Annotated in this window: 19 protein-coding genes; 7 read left to right on the top strand and 12 right to left on the bottom strand. The window is 61.4% G+C overall.

What is annotated here, in order from left to right; genetic code table 11:
- The first annotated feature begins 7 nt into the window (after positions 1–7).
- The 4 genes from J5X93_RS20440 (at position 8) to pdxH (ending at position 5277) form a co-directional block, all read left to right on the top strand.
- Positions 8–2233, top strand: coding sequence for a beta-galactosidase (locus J5X93_RS20440; RefSeq protein WP_102081842.1), 2226 nt, complete (start codon positions 8–10; stop codon positions 2231–2233).
- 154 nt (positions 2234–2387) lie between these two features.
- Positions 2388–3533: a serine hydrolase domain-containing protein gene (locus J5X93_RS20435; RefSeq protein WP_102081843.1), complete on the top strand. Its 1146-nt coding sequence runs from the start codon at positions 2388–2390 to the stop codon at positions 3531–3533.
- A 99-nt stretch (positions 3534–3632) separates the two neighbouring features.
- Positions 3633–4610 (top strand): OmpA family protein, encoded by a 978-nt coding sequence (locus J5X93_RS20430; protein WP_043213109.1) that lies wholly within the window; start codon positions 3633–3635, stop codon positions 4608–4610.
- 19 nt (positions 4611–4629) lie between these two features.
- On the top strand, positions 4630–5277 hold the full coding sequence (gene pdxH / locus J5X93_RS20425; protein WP_043213110.1) for a pyridoxamine 5'-phosphate oxidase: 648 nt from the start codon (positions 4630–4632) through the stop codon (positions 5275–5277).
- Here pdxH and J5X93_RS20420 read toward each other — a convergent pair.
- Positions 5274–5507, bottom strand: coding sequence for a hypothetical protein (locus J5X93_RS20420; protein ID WP_043213111.1), 234 nt, complete (start codon positions 5505–5507; stop codon positions 5274–5276). The two genes, pdxH and J5X93_RS20420, sit on opposite strands and share 4 nt — an antisense overlap.
- A 146-nt stretch (positions 5508–5653) precedes the next feature.
- On the opposite strand from J5X93_RS20420, the gene J5X93_RS20415 reads away from it, so the two are divergent.
- Positions 5654–6118 carry an outer membrane lipoprotein gene (locus tag J5X93_RS20415; RefSeq protein WP_043213112.1) on the top strand — a complete coding sequence of 155 codons (465 nt, stop codon included), beginning with the start codon at positions 5654–5656 and terminating at the stop codon, positions 6116–6118.
- Positions 6119–6185: 67 nt separating this feature from the next.
- On the opposite strand, the gene nhaA is transcribed toward J5X93_RS20415, so the two are convergent.
- The 9 genes from nhaA to J5X93_RS20370 form a co-directional block, all read right to left on the bottom strand.
- Positions 6186–7376, bottom strand: coding sequence for a Na+/H+ antiporter NhaA (gene nhaA, locus J5X93_RS20410; protein WP_102081844.1), 1191 nt, complete (start codon positions 7374–7376; stop codon positions 6186–6188).
- A 221-nt stretch (positions 7377–7597) separates the two neighbouring features.
- Positions 7598–9211: an NAD(P)/FAD-dependent oxidoreductase gene (locus J5X93_RS20405; protein WP_043213115.1), complete on the bottom strand. Its 1614-nt coding sequence runs from the start codon at positions 9209–9211 to the stop codon at positions 7598–7600.
- A gap of 104 nt (positions 9212–9315) precedes the next feature.
- A complete protein-coding gene (locus J5X93_RS20400; RefSeq protein WP_102081845.1) occupies positions 9316–9990 on the bottom strand; it encodes a COG3650 family protein in 675 nt (224 codons plus the stop codon).
- A 192-nt stretch (positions 9991–10182) separates the two neighbouring features.
- Positions 10183–11402 (bottom strand): IS3 family transposase gene (locus tag J5X93_RS20395; protein WP_102081846.1). Its coding sequence is split into 2 segments (ribosomal slippage): positions 10183–11054 and positions 11054–11402, totalling 1221 coding nucleotides; the frame shifts between segments, so codons are not numbered across the junction.
- A gap of 100 nt (positions 11403–11502) precedes the next feature.
- A complete protein-coding gene (locus tag J5X93_RS20390; protein ID WP_043215137.1) occupies positions 11503–12204 on the bottom strand; it encodes an ABC transporter ATP-binding protein in 702 nt (233 codons plus the stop codon).
- On the bottom strand, positions 12205–12972 hold the full coding sequence (gene livG / locus J5X93_RS20385) for a high-affinity branched-chain amino acid ABC transporter ATP-binding protein LivG (RefSeq protein ID WP_043215134.1): 768 nt from the start codon (positions 12970–12972) through the stop codon (positions 12205–12207).
- A complete protein-coding gene (locus J5X93_RS20380) occupies positions 12969–14225 on the bottom strand; it encodes a high-affinity branched-chain amino acid ABC transporter permease LivM (protein WP_043215133.1) in 1257 nt (418 codons plus the stop codon). Before J5X93_RS20380 ends, livG begins: the two co-directional genes overlap by 4 nt.
- On the bottom strand, positions 14222–15145 hold the full coding sequence (gene livH / locus J5X93_RS20375; protein ID WP_043215131.1) for a high-affinity branched-chain amino acid ABC transporter permease LivH: 924 nt from the start codon (positions 15143–15145) through the stop codon (positions 14222–14224). The genes J5X93_RS20380 and livH overlap by 4 nt, the downstream gene beginning before the upstream one ends.
- Positions 15146–15366: 221 nt before the next feature.
- Positions 15367–16485 (bottom strand): branched-chain amino acid ABC transporter substrate-binding protein, encoded by a 1119-nt coding sequence (locus tag J5X93_RS20370; RefSeq protein ID WP_043215128.1) that lies wholly within the window; start codon positions 16483–16485, stop codon positions 15367–15369.
- Positions 16486–16842: 357 nt separating this feature from the next.
- Between J5X93_RS20370 and J5X93_RS20365 the strand changes: the two genes are divergently transcribed.
- Positions 16843–17148, top strand: coding sequence for a DUF2288 domain-containing protein (locus J5X93_RS20365; protein ID WP_043215123.1), 306 nt, complete (start codon positions 16843–16845; stop codon positions 17146–17148).
- 223 nt (positions 17149–17371) lie between these two features.
- Here J5X93_RS20365 and J5X93_RS20360 read toward each other — a convergent pair whose 3' ends face one another.
- Positions 17372–19552 (bottom strand): hypothetical protein, encoded by a 2181-nt coding sequence (locus J5X93_RS20360; RefSeq protein ID WP_043215121.1) that lies wholly within the window; start codon positions 19550–19552, stop codon positions 17372–17374.
- 125 nt (positions 19553–19677) lie between these two features.
- Here J5X93_RS20360 and J5X93_RS20355 point away from each other — a divergent pair, with 125 nt between their 5' ends.
- Positions 19678–20565, top strand: a complete 888-nt coding sequence (locus tag J5X93_RS20355) for an NAD(P)-dependent oxidoreductase (protein ID WP_043215117.1) — start codon at positions 19678–19680, stop codon at positions 20563–20565.
- On the opposite strand, the gene J5X93_RS20350 is transcribed toward J5X93_RS20355, so the two are convergent.
- On the bottom strand, positions 20465–22729 hold the full coding sequence (locus J5X93_RS20350; protein ID WP_102081847.1) for a putative bifunctional diguanylate cyclase/phosphodiesterase: 2265 nt from the start codon (positions 22727–22729) through the stop codon (positions 20465–20467). The genes J5X93_RS20355 and J5X93_RS20350 overlap by 101 nt on opposite strands.
- Positions 22730–22754 lie beyond the last annotated feature (25 nt).

Raw genomic sequence — 22754 nt, 5'->3', positions numbered from 1 at the left:
CAACCCTATGATCCGCCGCACCCTGCCTGCCGTTCTCGCCCTGTTGTTCAGCTCGCCCTTGCTGGCCGGGCAGCAGACGTTGTTCAGTTTCGTGCGTCCGGCAGCGGTGGTCAATGTGACTACAGCCGATGCCCATATGCCGCAATACAACGCCGAGCAGACCACTGAAGGCGAGGTGCTGCGGCGCGTGGTGTTCAACCCAGTGCAGCAGCCGACCTTGCGCCTGAGCCCGCAGAATGGCGCCTGGGATTGGTCAGCCGGCCAGGCCCTGACCCTACGATTGCAAAGCGCCATGGACTGGGCATTGACTGTGGACGTAACGGTGCAGAGTAGCGACGGTCGCACCCTGAGCAGCCGTATCGACCTACCTGCGGGCCCTGCTCAGACGGTGCTGGTGCCTTTGCGGGCCCGTTCGCCATTGAGCCAGGGCATGCGCGCCGGGCCGCCAATGCCCTGGATGTATGAGGGGCAGCGCGTATTGCTCGCCAGCAGTGCAGGGGAGGTGGATCTTGCGCAGGTGGTTGGCGTCAGCCTGAGCATCCCCAATCCGAAGGTGGCCCAGAGCCTGCTGATCGAGAGGGTCGGTATCCAGGACGATGACCAGGTCTTCACGGCCGCCTACGAAGGGCTGCTCGACGCCTACGGCCAGTCTACGCGCGGGCGATGGCCTGAAAAAATCACCAGTGATGAGCAGTTGAAAGCCGCCCGAGGACGTGAGCAGCAGCAGCTCAAGGGCTGGCTTGATGCCCGCGGCAAACAGCAGCTCGATGCCTACGGGGGGCTGCTGGCCGGGCCTGCATTCGAAGCCAAAGGGTTCTTTCGAACCGAGAAGCGCGACGGACGCTGGTACCTGGTGACGCCGGATGGGCACGCGTTCTATTCCCTGGGCGTCAATGCAGTGGCCGCCGATGGCGGGCGTACATATGTGGCGGGCCGCGAAAGCATGTTCAAGGCTTTGCCTGGCGAGGGTGAACCGCTGGCAGCCTTCTATGGGCAGGGTAACAACGACGATGGCAATGCCTCATCCCAGGGGCGCAATTTCAAGCAAGGTCGCTGGTTCGACTTCTATGCAGCCAATCTATACCGCACCTATGGCGAGCCTTGTCCGGCAAGCCCAGCGGTGCCGTGCCCACCAGCCTCCCTGGATGCTGCACGCTGGCAGGCCCATACCTTGGACCGGCTGCAGGCCTGGGGCTTCAACACCCTGGGCAACTGGAGCGATCCGGCGCTGGGGCAGGCTCGGCGGATGCCCTATACCCTGCCGTTGTCAATCGTCGGCGACTACACCAGCATCAGCACCGGCATGGATTGGTGGGGCCGCATGCCCGATCCGTTCGACCCGCGCTTTGCCATGGCGACCGAGCGTGCGGTCGCCATCGCGGCTCGGGATCACCGTGATGACCCATGGCTGATCGGCTACTTCGCTGACAACGAACTGGCCTGGGCGGCCCCTGGCGAAGACCCCAAGGCCCGCTATGGCCTGGCTTACGGCACCTTGCGCCTGACGACCGATGTGCCGGCCAAGCGCGCCTTCCTCAAACAGTTGCGCGACAAGTACCGCAACCAGCAAGGTTTGTCCAAGGCTTGGGGCATCGACCTGCAGGCCTGGGAGCTGATGGAAGACCCTGGTTTCGAAGCGCCTTTGCCGAACCCCGAGCATCCCGAGATTGAGCGCGACTACCAGTACTTCCAGCAGGTATTTGCCGAGACGTATTTCAAGACCATCTCCGACGCGCTCAAATGGCATGCACCCAACCACCTGTTGCTGGGCGGTCGATATGCAGTGAGCACCCCGGAAGCGGTCAAGGCCTGCGCCGAGTTCTGCGACGTGCTCAGCTTCAATTTCTATACCCTCAAGCCTGAGGACGGCTATGACTTCGCTCGCTTGGCTGAACTGGACAGGCCCGTACTGGTCTCGGAGTTCCAGTTCGGCTCGCGCGATCGTGGACCGTTCTGGCCGGGGCCGGTGGAGGTCGCAAGGGAGGAGGACCGTGGGCCGGCCTATGGCAACTTCCTCAAGGCGGCTCTGGGCCAGCCGATGATCGTCGGTGCGCACTGGTTCCAGTACCTTGATCAGCCAGCCAGCGGGCGCCTGCTCGATGGGGAAAACGGCCACCTTGGCCTGGTCGCCATCACCGACGTGCCGTATCCGGGGTTTGTGGAGGCGGTGCGCAAGAGCAACCAGCAGGCGCTCGAGCACCTACGCAAAGGCCTGGAGCAGCCTGTGCAATGAGGGCAGGGCCGCTAGGCGGCTATATGGCAGTACCAACAGAGCGTAGCGGCCCCGTGCCACGTATGACCATCCGGCCACATTCAGTTTGCAAATTGGCCAACTACTGGAACAATGCACAACTTTCGTTGAGATGAGTCGTACGGAGAGCTGTCGGGTGCAGATCCAGGGTCACTATGAGCTGAAGTTCGAGGCGGTGCGAGAAGCCTTCGCCGCGTTGTTCGACGATCCCCAGGAGCGTGGTGCGGGACTGTGCATCCAGGTTGGCGGCGAAACCGTGGTGGATCTGTGGGCCGGCAGTGCCGACAAGGACGGCCGCGAGGCCTGGCACAGCGACACCATCGCCAACTTGTTCTCGTGCACCAAGACCTTCACTGCCGTCACCGCGTTGCAACTGGTCGGGGAGGGCAAGCTCAGCCTGGATGCTCCTGTGGTGCGCTACTGGGCTGAGTTCGGCCAGGCCGGCAAAGCGTCCGTGACCTTACGCCAATTGCTCAGCCACCGGGCTGGCCTACCGGCCATTCGCGAACTGCTGCCGGCCGAGGCGCTTTACGACTGGCAAGCCATGGTCGACGTCTTGGCAGCCGAAGCCCCCTGGTGGACGCCGGGCACCGAGCACGGTTATGCCGCTATCACCTATGGCTGGCTGATCGGTGAGCTCATCCGGCGTGTCGATGGGCGTGGCCCAGGCGAGTCGATCGTCGCCCGTACTGCTCGTCCCCTGGGGCTGGATTTCCATGTCGGTCTGGCCGACGAAGAGTTCCATCGCGTGGCGCACATCGCCCGCGGCAAGGGTAACCCCGGCGACGCGGCGGCCCAGCGCCTGCTACAGGTGACCCTGCGTGAGCCCGAGGCCTTGTCCACTCGTGCCTTCACCAATCCCCCGGCCATTCTCACCAGCACCAACAAACCTGAGTGGCGACGCATGCAGCAGCCAGCGGCCAATGGCCATGGCAATGCCCGTAGCCTCGCGGGGTTTTACGCCGGCCTGCTCGACGGCAGCTTGCTGGAGTCGGAACTGCTCGATGAGCTGACCCGTGAGCACAGCCTTGGCCAGGACCGAACCTTGTTGACCCAGACACGCTTCGGCCTGGGTTGCATGCTCGACCAGCCTGATGTGGCCAACGCGACGTTCGGATTGGGCGCCCGGGCCTTCGGTCACCCAGGGGCCGGCGGTTCGGTCGGATTTGCCGATCCGGAGTACGACGTAGCCTTTGGTTTCGTGACCAATACGCTGGGCCCCTATGTGCTGATGGACCCTCGTGCCCAGAAGCTGGTACGCGTTCTTGGCACTTGCCTTTGATCGGGTAGTGCGGGTAATGCCCAGGCCCTTTGACTATCCTCAATGCCAACGCCTGATGTGTGTTGGCAAAATTTCTTTCTATTTCATGGTGTATCGCTGATGTCTTCACATAAAACCTTAGCACTCGCTCTGTGCCTGGCCGTTACCGGCTGTGCCCAGCATTCGCAAAATGCGTCGAGCGACGCAGGCCACAGCTGGTGGCCGTTCGGCTCGGACAAAGTGGCCGAGCAGGAAGTGAAGGAAGCCGTGACTGAAAAGGTGGCCAAGGCCGATGCCAAGTCCGAGAGCGGCAGCCGCTGGTGGTGGCCGTTTGGCGGGGACGACAAGCAGGCCAAGGGCCCGGTTGCACCCAAGATCGACCAGAAGGCCACCCAGGCCTGGCTCGATGAATACGAGCCAAAGCTGCGTGAAGCCATCAAAGACAGCAAGTTCGAGTTGGAACGCCGTGACAACGTGCTCGCGGTGACCATCCCCGTGGACGGCTCCTACAACCCGGATCGCCCTAACATGCTGCTACCGATGACCCTGGGCCCGATCACTCGCGTGGCCAAGACCGTCGAAACCGACCCCAAGACCGCCGTGCTGATTCTCGGTCACGCCGACACCAGCGGCGCCGCCGCAGCCAATCAGAAGCTCAGCCTGGAGCGCGCAGCTTCGGTATCGGCGATTTTCCGCCTCAGCGGCCTGCAGCGTGACCGCTTGACCCTCAAGGGCATGGGCTCGGTAATGCCACGTGCTGCTAACGACAGCGCCGAAGGCCGCGCTCTGAACCGCCGCGTTGAAATGCTGCTGACCCCGCAGAACACCATGGTTGCGCTGCTGGCCAAGTACCAACAGGCAGCGCCTGCACCTGCGCCTGCGTCGATGGTTGCCACCCAGGACGCTCCGGCTCCCGCAGCCAAGGCAGCCGCCGGCAAGCCTGCGGCGAAGGCAGCCGCCAAGCCGGCCGCCAAAAAGCCAGCCGCCAAGGCCAAGGCTCCTGCCAAAGCTACTGCGAAAAAGAAAGCCGCACCGGCCAAGCCGGTTGCAAAGAAGGCCACGACTGAAAAGAAAGTAGCCTCTGCGAAGACCAATTGATCGTCAAGGAAACGCAGTCATGACCCAATCTCTGGCCGATATGCGGCGCGACTACACCCGTGATGGCCTGGCCGAAGCCCAGGCACCGGGTGAGCCGTTCGCCTTGTTCCACCAGTGGTTCGGCGAAGCCGTGAAAACCGAGCAGGCACCGGTTGAGGCGAACGCCATGACCCTGGCCACTGTCGATGAGCAAGGGCGTCCCCATTGCCGGGTGCTGTTGCTAAAGGGGCTCGACGAGCGTGGTTTCACCTTTTTCACCAACTACGACAGTGCCAAAGGCCAGCAACTGCTGGCCAATCCATACGCTGCCATGACGTTTTTCTGGCCGGCGCTGGAACGCCAGGTGCGTATCGAGGGGCGGGTGGAAAAGGTTACGGCCAAGGAGTCTGACGACTATTACCAGGTGCGTCCGCTGGGGAGTCGCCTGGGGGCCTGGGCTTCGCCGCAGAGCCGAGTGATTGCCGGTCGTGAGGAACTCGAAGGCCTGGTCAAGGCTACCGAGGCGCGATTCTCCGATACTCAGCCCCACTGTCCCGAGCATTGGGGGGGGTATCGCCTGCTGCCTGAGCGTATCGAGTTCTGGCAGGGGCGCGCCAGCCGGCTGCATGATCGTTTGAACTATCGATGGGTAGAGGGTCAGTGGCTGCGTGAGCGCCTGGCGCCTTAACCTGTGTAAGCGGCGGCCTGGCGTTCAAGCCAGGCTGCCAATTCCTTCCGCTTGATCTTCTGTCCCCGCGCCTGCTCCAGGCAATCAAGCATGTAGGCCCGTTTGACCGGGTCCTCGCCCGCCAGTGACAAGGCCAGGTCGCGGTCCATCCAGCGGCGCATGCGCACATACAGCCACCAATGGAAGTACAGGCCTGTAACAGTCACCACAACGACGATGAAGTAATCCATGGCTATCCTTGGTTTTCGATAGTCGAGCCCGCAATGGGGTGTGCAGGCTGTACTGCAGCTGAATAAAAGCAAATTTGTAACGTCTGTGTCGTGACAGTCATCAACGCGCGGGGTCTAATGGACACCTGACTTATGGAGAGTTTCCCATGCGTAAATCCGTTTTGCTGGTGGCGAGTTTCACCACCATGTCGCTGCTGCTCGGCGGTTGTGCTTCCAGTCTGACCGGCGACAGCTATTCCCGAGATGAGGCCCGTCGCGTACAGACCGTGCGTATGGGCACCATCGAGTCCCTGCGTCCGGTGAAAATCGAAGGCACCAAGACCCCTATCGGTGGTGGTGCAGGTGCCGTGGTCGGCGGCGTGGCGGGTAGCGCCATTGGTGGCGGTCGCGGCAGCATCGTCGCCGCCGTGATCGGTGCCGTGGCCGGTGGCCTGGCAGGCTCCGCCGCCGAAGAAGGCCTGACCCGCACCCAGGGTGTGGAAATCACCGTTCGTGAAGACGATGGCAGCATGCGTGCCTATGTGCAGCAAGTGCAGCAGAACGAAATCTTCCGTGTGGGTGAGCGCGTGCGCATCATGACCGTCGATGGCACTAGCCGTGTGACGCACTGATCGTTCTGTGGCAATGAAAAACCCCGACTCGGTTTACGCCGGTCGGGGTTTTTTATTGCCGTAGTGTTCAGTTGATGGGCTTGCGACTGGCCATCGCAGTCATTGCGTAACCGATCAGGGCCGCGAACAGGGAGCCGGTCAGGATGCCCATGCGGTCCATGCCGGCGAACTCGCTGTCCCCAGGTACGAAGGCCAGGGAGCCGACGAACAAGCTCATGGTGAAGCCGATGCCACACAGGGTCGCAACACCCAGCACCTGCCCCCAGTTTGCGCCTGCAGGCAGCGCAGCCAGGCGCAGCTTGACCGCAAGCCAAGTCAGGCCGAACACGCCGACCGTCTTGCCCAACACCAGGCCGACGGCGATACCCATGGGAACCGGATGAGTGAAGCTGTCCAGGTTCATGCCCGCGAGAGAGACACCGGCATTGGCAAAGGCGAACAGAGGCAGGATGGCATAGGCGACCCAGGGATGCAGGGCGTGCTCCAGTCGCAGCAGTGGCGAGGAGGCGGCGTGGCGAGTGCGCAGTGGAATGCACAGGGCCAGGGCCACTCCGGCCAGGGTCGCGTGGACGCCGCTCTTGAGCACGCAGACCCAGAGGATCAGGCCCACCAGCAGGTAGGGTGTCAGCTTGATCACGCCCAGCCGGTTCATCGCCAGCAGGGTCAGCAGGCAAGCACCCGCCAGCATCAGCGAAACGTTCGACAGGGTACCGGAGTAGAACAGGGCGATGATGACGATGGCGCCCAGGTCGTCGATGATCGCCAGGGTCATCAGGAACAGTTTCAGCGACACCGGTACCCGCTTGCCGAGCAGCGCCAGCACGCCCAGGGCGAACGCGATATCGGTGGCGGTGGGAATGGCCCAGCCGGCGATGGCAGCCGGGTTGTCCCGGTTGATCAGCCAATAGATCAGCGCGGGCACCACCATGCCGCCAATGGCTGCGGTGGCCGGGAGGATCACCTGGGAAGGTTTGGACAACTGTCCCTCGATGACTTCGCGCTTGACCTCCAGACCGATCAGCAGGAAGAACAGCGCCATCAGGCCATCGTTGATCCACAGCAGCAGAGGCTTGGCGATCTGCAGGGCGCCGACCTGCACGGCGACCGGCACGTCGAGCAGGCCGCCATACAGATACGAAAGGGGAGAATTGTTGATGATCAGGGCAAGGACCGCCGCGGCGATCAGTAGCAGGCCACCGGCGGCCTCCAGCTGGAGAAAACGGGTAATGAGGGTACGCACGGCCTGACGGGTCTCCATGAACGGGCTCGGATGAAAAAGACGTACACCCTAGCGTGGGGGCGTGGGGTATTGGAACAAAAACGCCCTGCGCTTTTGTTATAGGTTTTTACGGCTCGATCTGCGAAGCCTAAAGGGCTTTTGCCGGACACGGTGATGGAAAAAGTCTGGCGGGTGTGAGGGTTCTTTCTGATCTTTGAACTCAGTTGAGGGCTGTGCTGCAGCCCTCGTTTCCATTTGAGTCAGGCATCGAGACCGAGCATGTCCCGTGCCACGGCTTCGGCGATACGAATGCCATCGACGCCTGCGGAAAGGATGCCGCCGGCATAGCCTGCGCCTTCACCTGCCGGGAACAACCCCTTCAGGTTGAGGCTTTGGTAGTCCGCACCTCGCGTGATACGCACCGGCGAGGACGTGCGTGTCTCGATGCCGGTCAGCACGGCGTCGTGCAGGTTGTAGCCCTTGATTTGGCGATCGAACGCCGGCAGCGCTTCGCGGATGGCCTCGATGGCGAAGTCCGGCAGGCTCGGCGCCAAGTCGCCCAGGGTCACACCTGGCTTGTAGGAAGGTTCAACGCTGCCCAGTTCAGTAGAGGGACGGCCGGCGACGAAATCGCCTACCAACTGCGCAGGCGCCTGATAATTGCTGCCGCCCATCACGTAGGCATGGGACTCTAGGCGTTCCTGCAGTTCGATACCCGCCAGCGGGCCGCCCGGGTAATCGCGCTCCGGATCGATGCCGACAACGATGCCGGAGTTGGCGTTGCGCTCGTTACGCGAGTACTGGCTCATGCCGTTGGTGACCACTCGGCCCGGCTCGCTGGTGGCGGCGACCACGGTGCCGCCCGGGCACATGCAGAAGCTGTAGACCGAGCGGCCGTTCTTGGCATGGTGCACCAGCTTGTAGTCGGCAGCGCCCAGCTTCGGGTGCCCGGCATATTTACCCAGGCGCGCCTTGTCGATCAGTGACTGCGGGTGTTCGATGCGGAAGCCGACCGAGAACGGCTTGGCTTCCATGTAGATGCCTTTGGCATGGAGCATGCGGAAGGTATCGCGAGCACTGTGGCCCAAGGCCAGGACCACATGGCGCGAGTGCAGTTGTTCGCCGCTCTCCAAGACCACGCCGGTCAGTTGACCGTCATCGATCAGCAGGTCGGTGACCTTTTGCTCGAAGCGGACTTCCGCGCCCAGGGCAATCATGTCCTGACGCATCTGCTCGACCATGCCGGTCAGTCGGAAGGTGCCGATGTGCGGTTTGTTGATGTAGAGGATTTCTTCTGGCGCACCGGCCTTGACGAATTCTTCCAGGACCTTGCGGCCATGGTGGTTCGGATCCTTGATCTGGCTGTACAGCTTGCCGTCGGAGAAGGTGCCGGCGCCGCCTTCACCGAACTGGACGTTGGACTCGGGGTTGAGCACGCTCTTGCGCCACAGGCCCCAGGTATCCTTGGTGCGCTGGCGTACTTCCTTGCCACGCTCCAGGATGATCGGGCGAAAGCCCATCTGCGCCAGCAAAAGGCCTGCGAAGATGCCGCAAGGGCCGAAGCCGACCACGATCGGCCGTTCCTGCAGGTCGGTAGGTGCATGACCGACGAACTTGTAGCTGACATCGGGGGCAACGCCGATGTTGCGATCGTCAGCGAACTTGCGCAGCAGTTGCGCTTCGTTGCTCGCTTCCAGGTCGATGGTGTAGATGAACAGCATTTCGCTGTTCTTCTTGCGGGCATCGTAGCTGCGCTTGAACAGGGTGAAGCTGAGCAGTTGTTCATCGGTGATGCCCAGGCGCTCGACGATCGCGTCACGCAGGGCTTCATCGGAGTGGTCCAGGGGCAGCTTCAGTTCGGTGATTCGTAGCATGGCAGGGTCCAGTATCCCGGCCATGGGGCGGCCGGCGGCTTTACACAAACCGCCAAGTATAAGCTGTTAGCCTTCCTGACTGGAGGATAAAAGCGCCCCGGTGATCAGTTGTCGCGGGCACCGCCGTAGTAGCCGCAGCCTTGCAGTGTCTGGCCATCGATACGCAGCTCGGCGCGCAGATGGCGAACAGCTCCGGTGGCGCCATCGATGCAGCGTTGCGGGGCGACCCACAGCTCGATGCGTTGGCCGTTGGCTTCGCTGGACAGGCTCAAGCCACCGCCAGGCATCTGCTCTTCCAGGTAAGGTAGAGGCAGTGGGTCCTTGCCGACACGCTCCAGCACCATGCCCTTGCCGCTGGCCTTGATCGCCCAGTCCGGCTCGTGGCCGTCGGCGCGCAGGGTCAGTTGCTTGAAGTTGGGGTCTTCGCAGGCCTGTGTGGAAGGTTCGAGGCGATACAGGCGTTGCACTTCCAGGCGGCCGTCGTTGTTGGCCTGCTTGGTGCCGGTCAGGCTGCCGCGCACATCGGCGAACAGCTTGTCGCCTGCGTCGTCGGCCAGATTGGCAGCCTCCTGCAGGATGCCGGTGCCGGCAGCATCGCTGACCACGAAACGGCGGGCTTCATTGCAGGGTTTGAACAGCAACTGGCCGCCCCCGGCGCTCAGCTCGCCCTGCATGCGGGTGGTGCCGATATTCGGATCGACCGGCTTGTCCGCCATGAGCTGACAGCCGGCGAACAGCGGCAGCAGGGTGACGAGCAGCAGGGGAGGGGTCAGACGCATGGGGCGGGCTCCGAAAACGTTGCAAAAGAGCTGGCCACGTTACTCAGGCTGGACGTCTATCACAAGCGTGGGGTTGATTGTGCCGGCTCGTTCGTGGGTAAAACGGGAGGGCATGCCCGGTGGATGAGGCGCCTGCCTTTCAGTGTCTAGTCCTGAAATAGGTTTACACCTGTTCAGGTAGGCCGGTAGGCCTCAAAACGCCCGATGCACCGCATCGGGCGTTTTGTGTTTCAGGGCCATGTGAGGCCGCTCCGTGTTATAGATCTGCACGGCCTCATCAACCATCTTCCGTGCCTGCTCCAGATCTTCTGGGTTACTCAGCAACAGCTCTGTTTTGAGGATTCCGTTGATGCGCTCGGCTAGAGCGTTCTGGTAGCAGTCGTACCCGTCAGTCATCGAGCAATGAACTCCGTGCCTTGTATGCAGCGACTGGTATAGCGCTGAGCAGTATTGAATACCGCGGTCGGAGTGATGGACTAACGGCTGGTGGCGCCGCCGCTTGCGCAGGGCCTGTCTAAAGGCTTGTGCAACCGACTCGGCATGTAGGCTTTCATGGACATGATGGCCAACAATCTTTCTGGAATATGCATCCGTTACCAGGCTCAGGTACAGCGGGCCGCTTCTGGAGGGCAGGTAGGTAATATCCGCCACCCAGACGTGCTCTGGCCCTGACGGAACTACCTGATTTGGGCCTGCTTTGAGAAGATTGGGATGACGGTAGAAGCGATGATAGCTTTGGGTTGTCTTGTGATACGCCCGCTTGGGCAGCACCAGCAAGCGGCGCTCGCCCAAAACCTCAAACAGCCGGTCTCGGCCAACTTGGACTCGTTTATCAGGCTGGCAATGCAGCAGATAGTGCAGTTTCCGTGTTCCCAGTCGCGGCTGACGCATCCGGATTTTCTGAACAAACTCGACAACCCGATCTGCCTGATGAGCTTTACTGTCGGCAGCTCGATTGCGCTTGTAATAAGCCTGCCGGCTAATGCCTAGAAACTGACAAGCCCTGGCAATGCTCAGTCCTGCGACTTGACCTTGCGAGAGGACTTGCCGGATCGCTTTTTTACGACCGATACACCGTAGTCATTCTTCAGGACATCAACGACGGTCTCAAAGAACTGAGCCTTCTGGCTCATCAGCTCAAGCTGCTGCTCAAGCTCTTTGATCCGCTGCTCTGGAGTGAGCGTTTTGGGGTCGGACATCGCGAAGCTCCTCTCGGCCCGGATCGACGCCCCTTGGCTCCAATCCTGCCGACCATGCTTACGCAACCATACCAGAACTGTAGATTTGCCCTGGATACCGTACCGCTCCTGGGCCTGAGTACAGGTCAATTCACCTTTTTCGACCTGATCCACTACAGCCAATTTAAAAGTCAGCGAGTAATCACGCTGTGTTCGCTTCACACCATGCACCATCGAGGTCTCCAGATTCTCGGGGGAAAGGTGTAAACCTTATTCAGGACGGGACACAGGCATGAAAAAAGGGCCCGAAGGCCCTTTTTCAATCGTAGGTCGATCAGCCGCCCAGATAGGCGTCGCGCACCTTCGGGTCGACCAGCAGCGCTTCACCGGTACCCTGCATCACTACCTTGCCGTTCTCCAGCACATAGGCGCGGTCGGCGATCTTCAACGCCTGGTTGGCGTTCTGCTCGACCAGGAACACCGTCACGCCGTCACGGCGCAGTTGTTCGATGATGTCGAAGATCTGCTGGATGATGATCGGCGCCAGGCCCAGCGAAGGCTCATCGAGCAGCAGCAGCTTGGGCTTGCTCATCAGCGCCCGGCCGATGGCCAGCATTTGCTGCTCGCCACCGGACATGGTGCCGCCTCGCTGTACGTAGCGTTCCTTCAGGCGCGGGAACAGCTGCAGAACCTTGTCCAACTGCTCCTGGTAATCGCCCTTGTTGGTGAAGAAACCGCCCATTGCCAGGTTCTCCTCCACGGTCAGGCGGGCGAACACACGGCGGCCTTCCGGCACCACCGCGATGCTCTTGCGCATGATGTGCGAGGAGGGCTGGCCGACCAGTTCCTCACCCAGGTACTTGATGCTGCCGCTGTGGGCCTGGGGCGAGCCGCAGAGGGTCATCAGCAGGGTGGATTTGCCGGCGCCGTTGGCGCCGATCAAGGTGACGATCTCGCCCTGGTTGATCTCCACGTTGACGCTGTGCAGCGCCTGGATCTTGCCGTAGAAGGTGGAAACGTTCTCGAACTTCAGCATTTACGCCTCCCCCAGGTAGGCCTTGATCACATCAGGGTTGCCGCGAATTTCTTCCGGCGTGCCATCGGCCAGGGGCGTGCCCTGGTTGATCACCACGATGTGGTCGGAAATGCTCATCACCAGTTTCATGTCGTGCTCGATCAGCAGCACGGTCACGTTATGGGATTCGCGCAGGTAGGCGATCAGGGCCTTGAGGTCCTCGGTCTCCTTGGGGTTCAGGCCGGCGGCTGGTTCGTCGAGCATGATGATCCGAGGCTGGGTCATCATGCAGCGGGCGATCTCCAGCCGGCGTTGCTGGCCGTAGGCCAGGGTGCCGGCGGTACGGTTGGCGAACTCGGTCAGGTTGACCTTCTCCAGCCAGTACTGTGCGCGCTCCATGGCCTCCTTCTCGCTGCGGCGGAAGCTCGGGGTCTTGAACAGGCCTGCGAAGAAGTTGGTGTTCAGGTGGCGGTGCTGGGCGATCAGCAGGTTTTCCAGGGCGGTCATTTCCTTGAACAGACGCACGTTCTGGAAGGTCCGTACCACGCCTTTGCGAGCGATCTCATGGCCGGCCAAGCCCTGGATCGGCTGGCCGTCGAGCAGGATGGTGCCACCGCTGGGCTTGTAGAAGCCGGTCAGGCAGTTGAAGACGGTGGTCTTGCCGGCGCCGTTCGGGCCGATCAGCGCCACCACTTGTTTCTCCTTGACGGTCAGGCCCACGCCGTTGACCGCCAACAAGCCGCCGAAGCGCATGCTCAGGCCGCTGACTTGCAGAATTTCGCGGCTCATCGACGCAGCTCCATATGGGGACGTTGCATAGGCAGAAGGCCTTGCGGACGCCAGATCATCATCAACACCATCAGGGCACCGAACATCAACATCCGGTACTCGCTGAACTCACGCATCAGCTCCGGCAGCAGGATCATCACGATGGCCGCGAGGATCACGCCCAGCTGCGAACCCATGCCGCCCAGCACGACGATGGCGAGGATGATCGCCGACTCGATGAAGGTGAACGACTCCGGTGTCACCAGACCCTGACGGGCGGCGAAGAAGCTTCCGGCGAAACCTGCGAAGCACGCGCCGAGGGTGAAGGCCGACAGCTTGATCACGGTCGGGTTCAGGCCCAGTGCACGGCAGGCGATCTCGTCCTCGCGCAACGCTTCCCAGGCGCGGCCGATCGGCATGCGCAGCAGGCGGTTGATGACGAACAGCGCCAGCAACGCCAGCAGCAGGGCCACCAGGTAGAGGAAGATGACCTTGTTGATCGAGTTGTACGGCAGGCCGAAGAACTCATGGAAGGTCTGCATTCCCTCGGCGGCGCGGCGTTCGAAGGTCAGGCCGAAGAACTCCGGCTTGGGGATGTTGCTGATGCCGTTGGGGCCGCCGGTCCAGTCGGTGAGGTTACGCAGGAACAGGCGGATGATCTCGCCGAAGCCGAGGGTCACGATCGCCAGGTAGTCACCGCGTAGGCGCAGCACCGGGAAACCGAGCAGGAAGCCGAACGTGGCGGCCATCAAGCCGGCGATCGGCAAGCATACCCAGAAGCTCCAGCCCAGATAGTGCGAGAGCATGGCGTAGCTGTAGGCGCCGACGGCGTAGAAGCCGACATAACCCAGGTCGAGCAGTCCAGCCAAGCCGACCACGATGTTCAGGCCAAGGCCCAGCAACACGTAGATCAGGATCAGTGTGGCGATGTCGACCGCGCCGCGCGAGCCGAAGAACGGCCATACGAGCGCCGCGACGATCAAACCCATGATCACATAGCGCTGGGTTTTGGGCAGGGTCAGGTAGTTGCTGACGGCCGGAGGGATCAGTTTGCGATCCGAGCGGCGGCCCATCACCGAGTTCCATTGCTTGTCGAACAACACGCGCAGGAACATCAGTACCGAGCACACGGCGATGATGCTGATGGTGAACGAGCCCTGGCTGTGCACGGCCAGGCTGATGCCGTCGATGCTCAGTTTCAGGCCCAGTACCGGGAAGGCCACCGCCCATACCAGCAAGGCGCTGAAGAACGCCTGTTTGAGATTTCTGTTCATACTTTTTCAACCTCCGGACGGCCCAGGATGCCGGTCGGCCGGAACAGCAGGACAAGAACCAACAAGCCGAACGCCACGACGTCCTTGTACTGGTCGCCGAAGATATCGGCACCAAACGCTTCGGCCACGCCCAGCACCAGCCCGCCGAGCATGGCGCCCGGGATGCTGCCGATGCCGCCCAGTACCGCCGCGGTGAAGGCTTTGAGGCCCACCAAGAAGCCGGCGTTGGGGTTGATAACCCCGTACTGCATGCTCAGCAGCACGGCCGCCACCGCCGCCAGCGCGGCGCCGATGACGAAGGTCAGGGCGATGATGTTGTTGGTGTTGATGCCCAGCAGGTTGGCCATCTTGATGTCCTCGGCGCAGGCACGGCAGGCGCGCCCCAGACGGGAACGGGAGATGAACAGGGTCAGGCAGGTCATGGCCACCAATGTGACCACGAACACCAGGATCTGCATGTAGGACACCAGGACTTCCTCCGCACCGCCCGGCCCGAACGAGAAAGCGCCCGGAATCAGGTTGGGGATAGATTTGTCCTTGGAGTCCTGGGAAAGCAGGACAGTGTTTTGCAGGAAGATCGACATACCGATGGCAGAGATCAGCGGGATCAGGCGGTTGCTGTTGCGCAGCGGCCGGTAGGCGACCCGTTCGATGCTATAGCCATAGGCACTGGTGACGAAGATCGTCGCGACGAAAGCGACGGTCATCAGGATCGGCAGCGAATGGATACCCATCATGGCCAGGCCCGCAAGGGCGATGAAGGCCACGTAGGAACCGATCATGTACACCTCGCCGTGGGCGAAGTTGATCATGCCAATGATGCCGTACACCATCGTGTAGCCGATGGCGATCAAGGCATAGGTGCTGCCGATGGTCAATCCATTAACCAGTTGTTGGAAGAAATGGTAGATCTCAGGCATTACAGCGCTCCTAAAAACCTGATTTGCATTCGCTGGCGGGTGGTGAACCCGTCCCGCATCGTGGGCTTGGCAACGATGACAGGCACGGCCAGGGAACCGCGGGTGACGGTTTTAAGATTTTCAGGTGAACCCCCTCCCGGATCGCGGGAATCGGGCCCATGAACCTCGTAAAACAAAGCCCACTGCTCACACAGTGGGCTTTCGGTTAGCTAGTCACGCTGTTACTGGGGGGAGACTTCGGTCTTCGGCTTGCCGAAGTGCCATTCGTAAACCACGAACTTGAAGTCCTTCAGGTCGCCCTTGTCGTCGAACGACAGGTCGCCGGTCGGGGTCTTGAAGGTGCCTTTGTGGATTTCGGCCGCGACTTTCTCGGCGTCGTCGCTGGTGCCGGCGGCCTTGATGCCGTCAGCGATCACCTGGACGGCGGAGTAAGCCGGGAACACGAACGGGCCGCTCGGATCCTGGTTCTTGGCCTTGATGCCGTCGACGATGGCCTTGTTCGCAGGGTCGGCGTCGAAGGACTTGGGCAGGGTGACCAGCAGGCCTTCGGAGGCATTCTGGGCAATCTGCGAGATGGAATCGTTGCCGACGCCTTCTGGACCCATGAACTTGGCTTTCAGGCCTTTTTCCTGGGCTTGGCGCAGGATCAGGCCCAGTTCTGGGTGATAGCCACCGTAGTAGACGAAGTCGACGTTGTTCTGCTTGAGCTTCTGGATGATCGAGGAGAAGTCCTTGTCACCAGCGTTCAGGCCTTCGAAGACAGCGACCTTGACGTTCTTGCCTTCCAGGGTCTGCTTGACCGCGGTGGCGATGCCTTCGCCGTACTGCTGCTTGTCGTGCAGGACCGCGACGACCTTCGGTTTGACGTGGTCGGCAATGTAGTTGCCGGCGGCAGGGCCCTGGGCGCTGTCCAGGCCGATGGTGCGGAAGATCAGCTTGTAGCCACGGGCGGTGATTTCCGGGCTGGTGGCAGCCGGGGTGATCATGATCACGCCTTCGTCTTCGTAGATATCCGACGCAGGCTGAGTGGAGCTGGAGCACAGGTGGCCGACCACGAACTTGACGCCATCGTTGACCACTTTGTTGGCGACCGCAACGGCCTGTTTAGGGTCGCACGCGTCGTCGTATTCCTTGGCCTCGAGCATCTTGCCGTCGATACCGCCTTTGGCGTTGATGTCCTCGATGGCTTTTTTCGCGCCGATGAACTGCATGTCGCCATACTGGGTGACCGGACCGGTCTTAGGGCCGGCGATACCAATCTTGATGGTGTCGGCGGCAAACGAATGGCTGGCAACCCCGGCCAGAACCATTGCGGCGAACAGCTTGGAAATCTTGATCATAGTGCTCCACTCATTCTGTTGTAATTCTTATAGTCCTGGCGGCCAGGGCTACAGATCGGGCGGCTCCGGCATGGCCACGCCATGTCGCAAGCCTACCTTCCCCCGGAACATGTCCCGGAACTGTACCGGTACAGTGTAGAGCGCCCTTCGAGCGCTTGAAAAGCGGGCGAAAAGCGCGACTTTCTCCGGGTGTCGCCTGATCGAAACAAAGATACAGAAAAGCGCCATTACTTTGCCTGCATCCTTGGCCCCACCCCACAACTTCGGGACTGATCGACCAATTTACGTATTTGAAACCGGGTTTTTCTGCAAAAATGCCGGCCTTTTCAAATGCCACATTTCTGCCGGTAGGAACCCATGACTGATCAAGCAAGCACCCTCTATGCCAAATTGCTCGGCGAGACGGCAATCATCGAGTGGAAAGCATTGGAGCGTTTCTGGGCCAAAGGTGACCTGATTTGGGTCGACCCCAGCCTGGACCTGATCGCTGTTGCCGAGGCGATGGCCGAGAATCGCAGCGAGATCTTTGCCAAGTGGCGCAATGATGGCACTGTGGCGCCCGTCACCGCAGAGCAGGCGCTGGACCTGCAAAGCCGCGATCCAGAGATCTGGGCGGTGGTCGTTTCGCCGTTTATCGTGATCCAGGTAAAAAAACCGGAATAAGCACGGGCGTTTTTAGTGCGCAAAAACGCACAGCGCGCCACAAGGGTGCGCATTGACGCTCACGTAAGGTGGAAACAAGTAACAACGGCGCCGTGGTTCGGCGTGGCGGTAACAGTTTACGGCATGCGTAATGCACATCCCGCTTCAGCCTTGGCCAGCGCCAGTTGAATCCCTGGAGCTGGCCAAGCCTGCGATGGGCCGCGACGCGGCCCCAAGCGGTCCGTTAGTAATCTACCCGCCCGGTATGGTTGTTCAGAGAGATGACCCGGGTCTTGCCAATCCGGTGGCGGAAGATCTCGCGCAGGTATTTCACTGCTTTCTTCACGCACTCGCGTGACAGGCGGATGTCGTTGATCGAGACGAAGCGGCTCTTGTCGTTGATCAACTCGCGGTACTTCTTCTCGTACATCGGTTTGATCGCGTACCAGTTGGTGTCGAGGATCTTGGCCGGGTTTTCGAACTCGTTGAGCAGGTCGTCGATGCGTTCTTCGGCGAAGTGCTCGCTGGTGATGAATTCGAGGATGGCGTTGTCCAGCGTGTCGTCGAAGCGGTACGGGGTACGCGCGAAGCAGCGCTTGATGAAGGCCACGATCAGTGTCAGGAAGTCGTCCGACAGGCACGGACTCTTGGCGATCAGGGTGGTCAGCGACAGATTCGCCGAGGCGCCGATGACCAGCGCGTAGCGCTTGAGCGTGGTATTGGGGAACAGGCTGTTGAGGTGGGTCTTGAGCCGGTTCAGGTCCATGTACGACAGCTTGTAGTCCTTGGGCAGCGACACGATCGACACCACCGAGGAGCAGTTCTTGAAGAAGTGCAGGTCATGCAGGGCCGCGGCGTCATAGCCGGAGGCTTGGTATTGCTCGAGCGCCGCGCGGTAGCGACGCGATTCGATCGGCAGCAGGCTGATCCCTTCGATGGCTTGGGTCTGCTTGTTGAAGTGCGGCAGGTCGATGGAGCGGAAGAACAGATCGTCGATGTCCAGCCGCGGGCTTTCTTTCTCGAACACCTTGAACTTGTCCGAAGCCGGCGCAGGGCGCTCCGGCACCACCGACTCGGCATAGGCGATGGCGACCGGGCCTGCCAGGCTCATGAACAGGTCGTTGGCGTCCAGGCGAATGGTTTCGCCAATGTCGATGCCGGCGCGACGGAAGTAGTTCTGGTCGTAGTCGGTGGTCACGGCCTGGGCCGTAAGGATGTTGAAGATCTGCTGGGAGATGTACTGGTTGGCGTGCTTCTCCATGGCGTTGACGTCGATGTTCTGGATCGTGCCGTCGTCGCTTTCCTCGGCGTAGCGCATGATGTCGTTGGAGATGAGCATCATGGCATTCCAGGGGCGGATGCGCCCCATGACGCTGGCTTCGCTGCTGTCTTCGTTATCGAAGTTGTACGAGAAGTCCCATTCTTCCGACAGGTACTTGCACAACAGGCGCCCGGCATTGATGTGCAATGCCTCGGACATCTCGCTGCGGTGGTCGGAGATATTCGGCAGCACGCAGATGCCGCTGGTGAAGATCGGTTCGAAGACGAACGAGTGACCGCTCTTGCCGTCGTTCTCGTCGGCTGGCTTGGTATCGAAGGTCTTGTTCATGTACGAGTACTGCTGGGCCAGGCCGAATTCCGAGGCCATGCCCGAGCCGGTACCGCCGCCGGCGCTGAAGATGTAGAAATACAGGCGCGACTGGTTGGCTTTGATGCCGCAGGAGTCGATCAGGTACGAGTGGATCAGTTTCCAGTCGGCGCTGGAGAAACGCTGGGTGTCCTTGTTGAGGATGATTTTGGCCAGGTACTGGCCTAGGATCGGCGCATTACCGGCCCCGCCGGCGTGGACCTCGGACAGATCCATGATTTTCATCTTGCTGTAGTCACGCAAGAATCCACCGCGCTCGCCTTGGCGGGAGAAGCGGATGCGCCCGGCAATGTCCTTGTCCAGGTCACCGAGCATCACCAGCGGCTCCACCAGAAACACCGGCTTCATGGCCTTGTTCTGTACCAGACGCAGGTTCTGGCGGATCCAGCGCGCTGGGCTGTAGCCAGTTTCGCCTTTGTGCCGATCCTCGTTGTTGAACTCGTTGAGGAAGAATGTCCGGGCGTTGTAGACCAGCTCGGCCACGTCAAGGGCGATGTTCGAGCCACAGCGGCCCAGGCCGATCAAGCACACCGAAGGGAACTGCTGCTCCAGGCGCAGCTGGTTCTCATCCTCGGCATGCAGGTTCTGCGGAAACACCAGATCGCGCAGGCCATCGAGATTATCGAGGATGCGTTGGATGTCCGGTTCGGTGTAGTACAGGTATTGCTGCGTGGGCACACTGCGCAACGGCGCGAGGTCCCGGGCGGCACCCGTGGGCAGGGGGGAGGGGATCGACGACTCGGGCACCGCATTGGCAGAAGTAGTTGTTAGGGTCATAGTGCGCCATTTGCCTTGGGTGGTGGGCCGTCGGACAAGTTATGTCATCTAGCCATCACGGGTGGGATTACGCGACTGTATCGTCTGTTTGTCATGCTTCTTTAATCGTCTGCTTGGAGTAGTTCATGAGTACTGCATTGCCTTCGCTGGGGTTCGCCGGAATCGGACTGATGGGATTGCCGATGTGCCAGCGCTTGCTGGCGGCGGGTTACCCGTTGACGGTCTGGAACCGCAACCGGCAAAAGTGCGCCGAACTGGTGGCGGCCGGTGCGCGCCAAGCCGCCAGCCCCGCCGAGTTGTGCCGCGACACGGATATCGTGCTGCTGTGTCTGGCCGATACGGCTGTGGTGCGGGAGGTGGTATTCGGCGAGCAAGGTATTGCCCAGGGCGGACGTGCCGGCCAGCTATTGGTGGATTTCTCCAGCCTGGAGCCGACCGCTACCCGTGAGATGGCGGCCGAGCTTGCCGCGCTGTGCGGCATGGCCTGGCTGGATGCGCCGGTCTCCGGCGGTACTCCGGGCGCCGAGGCCGGCACGCTGGCGATCATGGTGGGAGGCGAGGCGCAGGATCTGGAGCGCGTGCGCCCAGTGTTGTTGACCCTGGGGCAGCGGGTCACGCACATGGGCGGTGTGGGGGCAGGCCAGGTGACCAAGGCCTGCAACCAGATGATCGTGGCGTGCAACGCGCTGGTCATCGCCGAGGTTGTCGCGCTGGCCGAGCAATCGGGCGTTGACGCTCGCCTGATCGCCGAGGCCCTGGCCGGGGGCTTTGCCGACTCCAAGCCACTGCAGATCCTGGCGCCTCAAATGGCTGAGAGTCGGTTCGAGCCGATCAAGTGGCATGTGCGCACGCTACTCAAGGACCTGGATACCGCAGTGAAATTCTCGCGCGAGCAGGGTTCGGCGACACCGGTCAGTGGCCTGGCTGCGCAACTGATGCGCTTGCACGGTAGCCAGGGGTATCTGCAAAAAGATCCGGCGACACTGGTAGAGCTGTATCGCAACAAGGACTGAACGTTGGCGCTTGGCCGTCGAGGCGCTCGAGGATCGGCTGAAGTTCGGCCAGGGGCACCGGGCGGCTGAGCAGGTAGCCCTGCAGGAAATCACAACCGTGGGCGGCGAGGAAGGCATGCTGCTCGGTGGTCTCGACGCCCTCGGTGACGACCTGCAGGTGCAGGGTGTGGGCCATGATGATGATCGCCTGGACAATCTCGCGATCCTTCTGGCTCCCCGGCACGTCCTGGATAAACGACCGATCGATCTTGAGTACGTCCAGCGGCAGGCGCCTGAGGTAGGCCAGTGATGAATATCCAGTGCCGAAATCATCGATCGACAGGGCTACGCCTTGGGCGCGGATGCGCTTGAGCAGGCTGACGACCCGCTGGATATCGCCCATCAAGGCATTCTCGGTAACTTCCAGCTCCAGTTGACGAGCGGACACGCCGGCCTGGAACAGCGCCCTTTCCACTTCATTGGGCAACTCCTCGCGGCCAAGGGTCACCGCCGAGCAATTGACCGTGACCTTGAGGTTGCTATAGCCGTGGTGATTGAGCTGCGCCAGGTCATGACACGCCCGGCGCAGTACCCACAAGTCCAGGTCGGCGATCAAACCGTTGGTTTCGGCGATACCGATGAAACGGTCCGGGCTGAGCAGGCCGTGCTGGGGGTGCTGCCAGCGCACCAGGGCTTCGAGCTTTGCGACCTGGCCATTGTGCAGGTCGAAGATCGGCTGGTAGTGAACGCACAGTCCTCGCTCTTCGAGCAGGGCCACGCGCAGCTCTTCTTCCAGTTGCAACTCCAGTGTCGCGCGCGTCTTCAGGCTGCTGTTGAAGAAGTTCAGGCTGTTGCGCCCGCAACCCTTGGATTGGTACAGCGCCAGATCGGCATTCTTGAGCAGCTCTTCGGCCGTGCGTCCGTCATCAGGGAAGATGCTGATGCCGATGCTGGTGGTCATGACCATGCGCCGGCCGCCTAGGTCGATCGGGTCCTTCATTCTCTGCATGATGCGCTGGGCCAGGTGGCGTGCTTCGTCGCGGTTGTTGAGGCTGGTGACGATGCAGAACTCGTCTCCGCCAAAACGGGCTACCAGATCCTGGTTACGGGTTGCGGCCTTGATGTGGCCGGCGATGACCTTGAGCAGCTCGTCGCCTGCGGCGTGGCCAAGGCTGTCGTTGATCCGTTTGAAATGATCGATGTCCAGGAACATCACCGCCAGCCGGTTTTCGCTGTTGGCGTGTTCACACAGGCGTTCGGCGAAGACTTGGTTGAAACCGCGGCGGTTGACCAGGTTGGTAAGGGCATCGTAATGGGCGGCCTGCTGCAGGGAGGCGCGCGCCTGGTCCAATTGGCTGAGCAGGACATTGACCCGACGCAGGTCGTGCTCTTTGCTCTGCAGTTTTCTGTCGGACAAGGCGGCGCTGATGCTGCTACCGCTGATCAGAAGGGTAATCAAGGCGACGGTCAGGCCCAATTGCAGACTGTTGTCGGCCGAAGGCAGACGCAAGGCAGTGTCGACGGGAACCACCAGCGTCATGGCAGCCATGTTGATGAAATGCGTGCCGATCAGGCCGCCTGCTATCAGCAGGCTGGCGGCGTACTTGCTGGCCAGATGCAGGGTGCCGCTGCCTCGGCTGAAAAAACGTCCCATCGACAGCACCAGCAGGCTGGCGCCGAGGGTGACGGCCAGCGCCAGGAACGTCAGGACGGGTTCGTAGAATTGGTTGGCGTTGATCTTAAGGCCCGCCATCCCCGCGAAATGCATGAGCACGATGCCCAGCCCGGTCAGCAGGGCGCTTTGCACGTAATGGCCCAGACGCATTTCGTCCCGATCGAGACTGTTCATCGCGAACCAGGCGGTGAGCAGGGCGATCAGCAGTGACAAGCCGGTCATCGGCACGTCGTAGCGAATATCGACCGGTGCCTGCAAGGCCAGTGTGCTGATGAAGTGCAGCGCCCAAATGCCGGCGGCCAGACAACAGGCGCCCAGCACACGCCATTGCCGTCGGGCCATGGGGTCTTCGCTCTGGCTCTGGCGTTCGGCCATGTCCAGCGTCGCGAAACAGGCAATGCAGGCCACCCCATAGGCCAGCAGAACCAGCAGGGGGTCATGGCGGCAGTCCAGGAAGATCTGGCCGGTAGTTGGCAGCTTGGCGAACAATTGCAGTCCCAACCACTCCATTGCATGCCTCTTCGTCGAGTTCGCA

It is taken from the genome of Pseudomonas sp. BYT-1 (assembly GCF_023611805.1).
Lineage (GTDB): Bacteria > Pseudomonadota > Gammaproteobacteria > Pseudomonadales > Pseudomonadaceae > Aquipseudomonas > Aquipseudomonas guariconensis.
The sequence above is the reverse complement of the archived record's forward strand: the minus strand, read 5'-3'. Positions and strand labels throughout refer to the sequence as shown.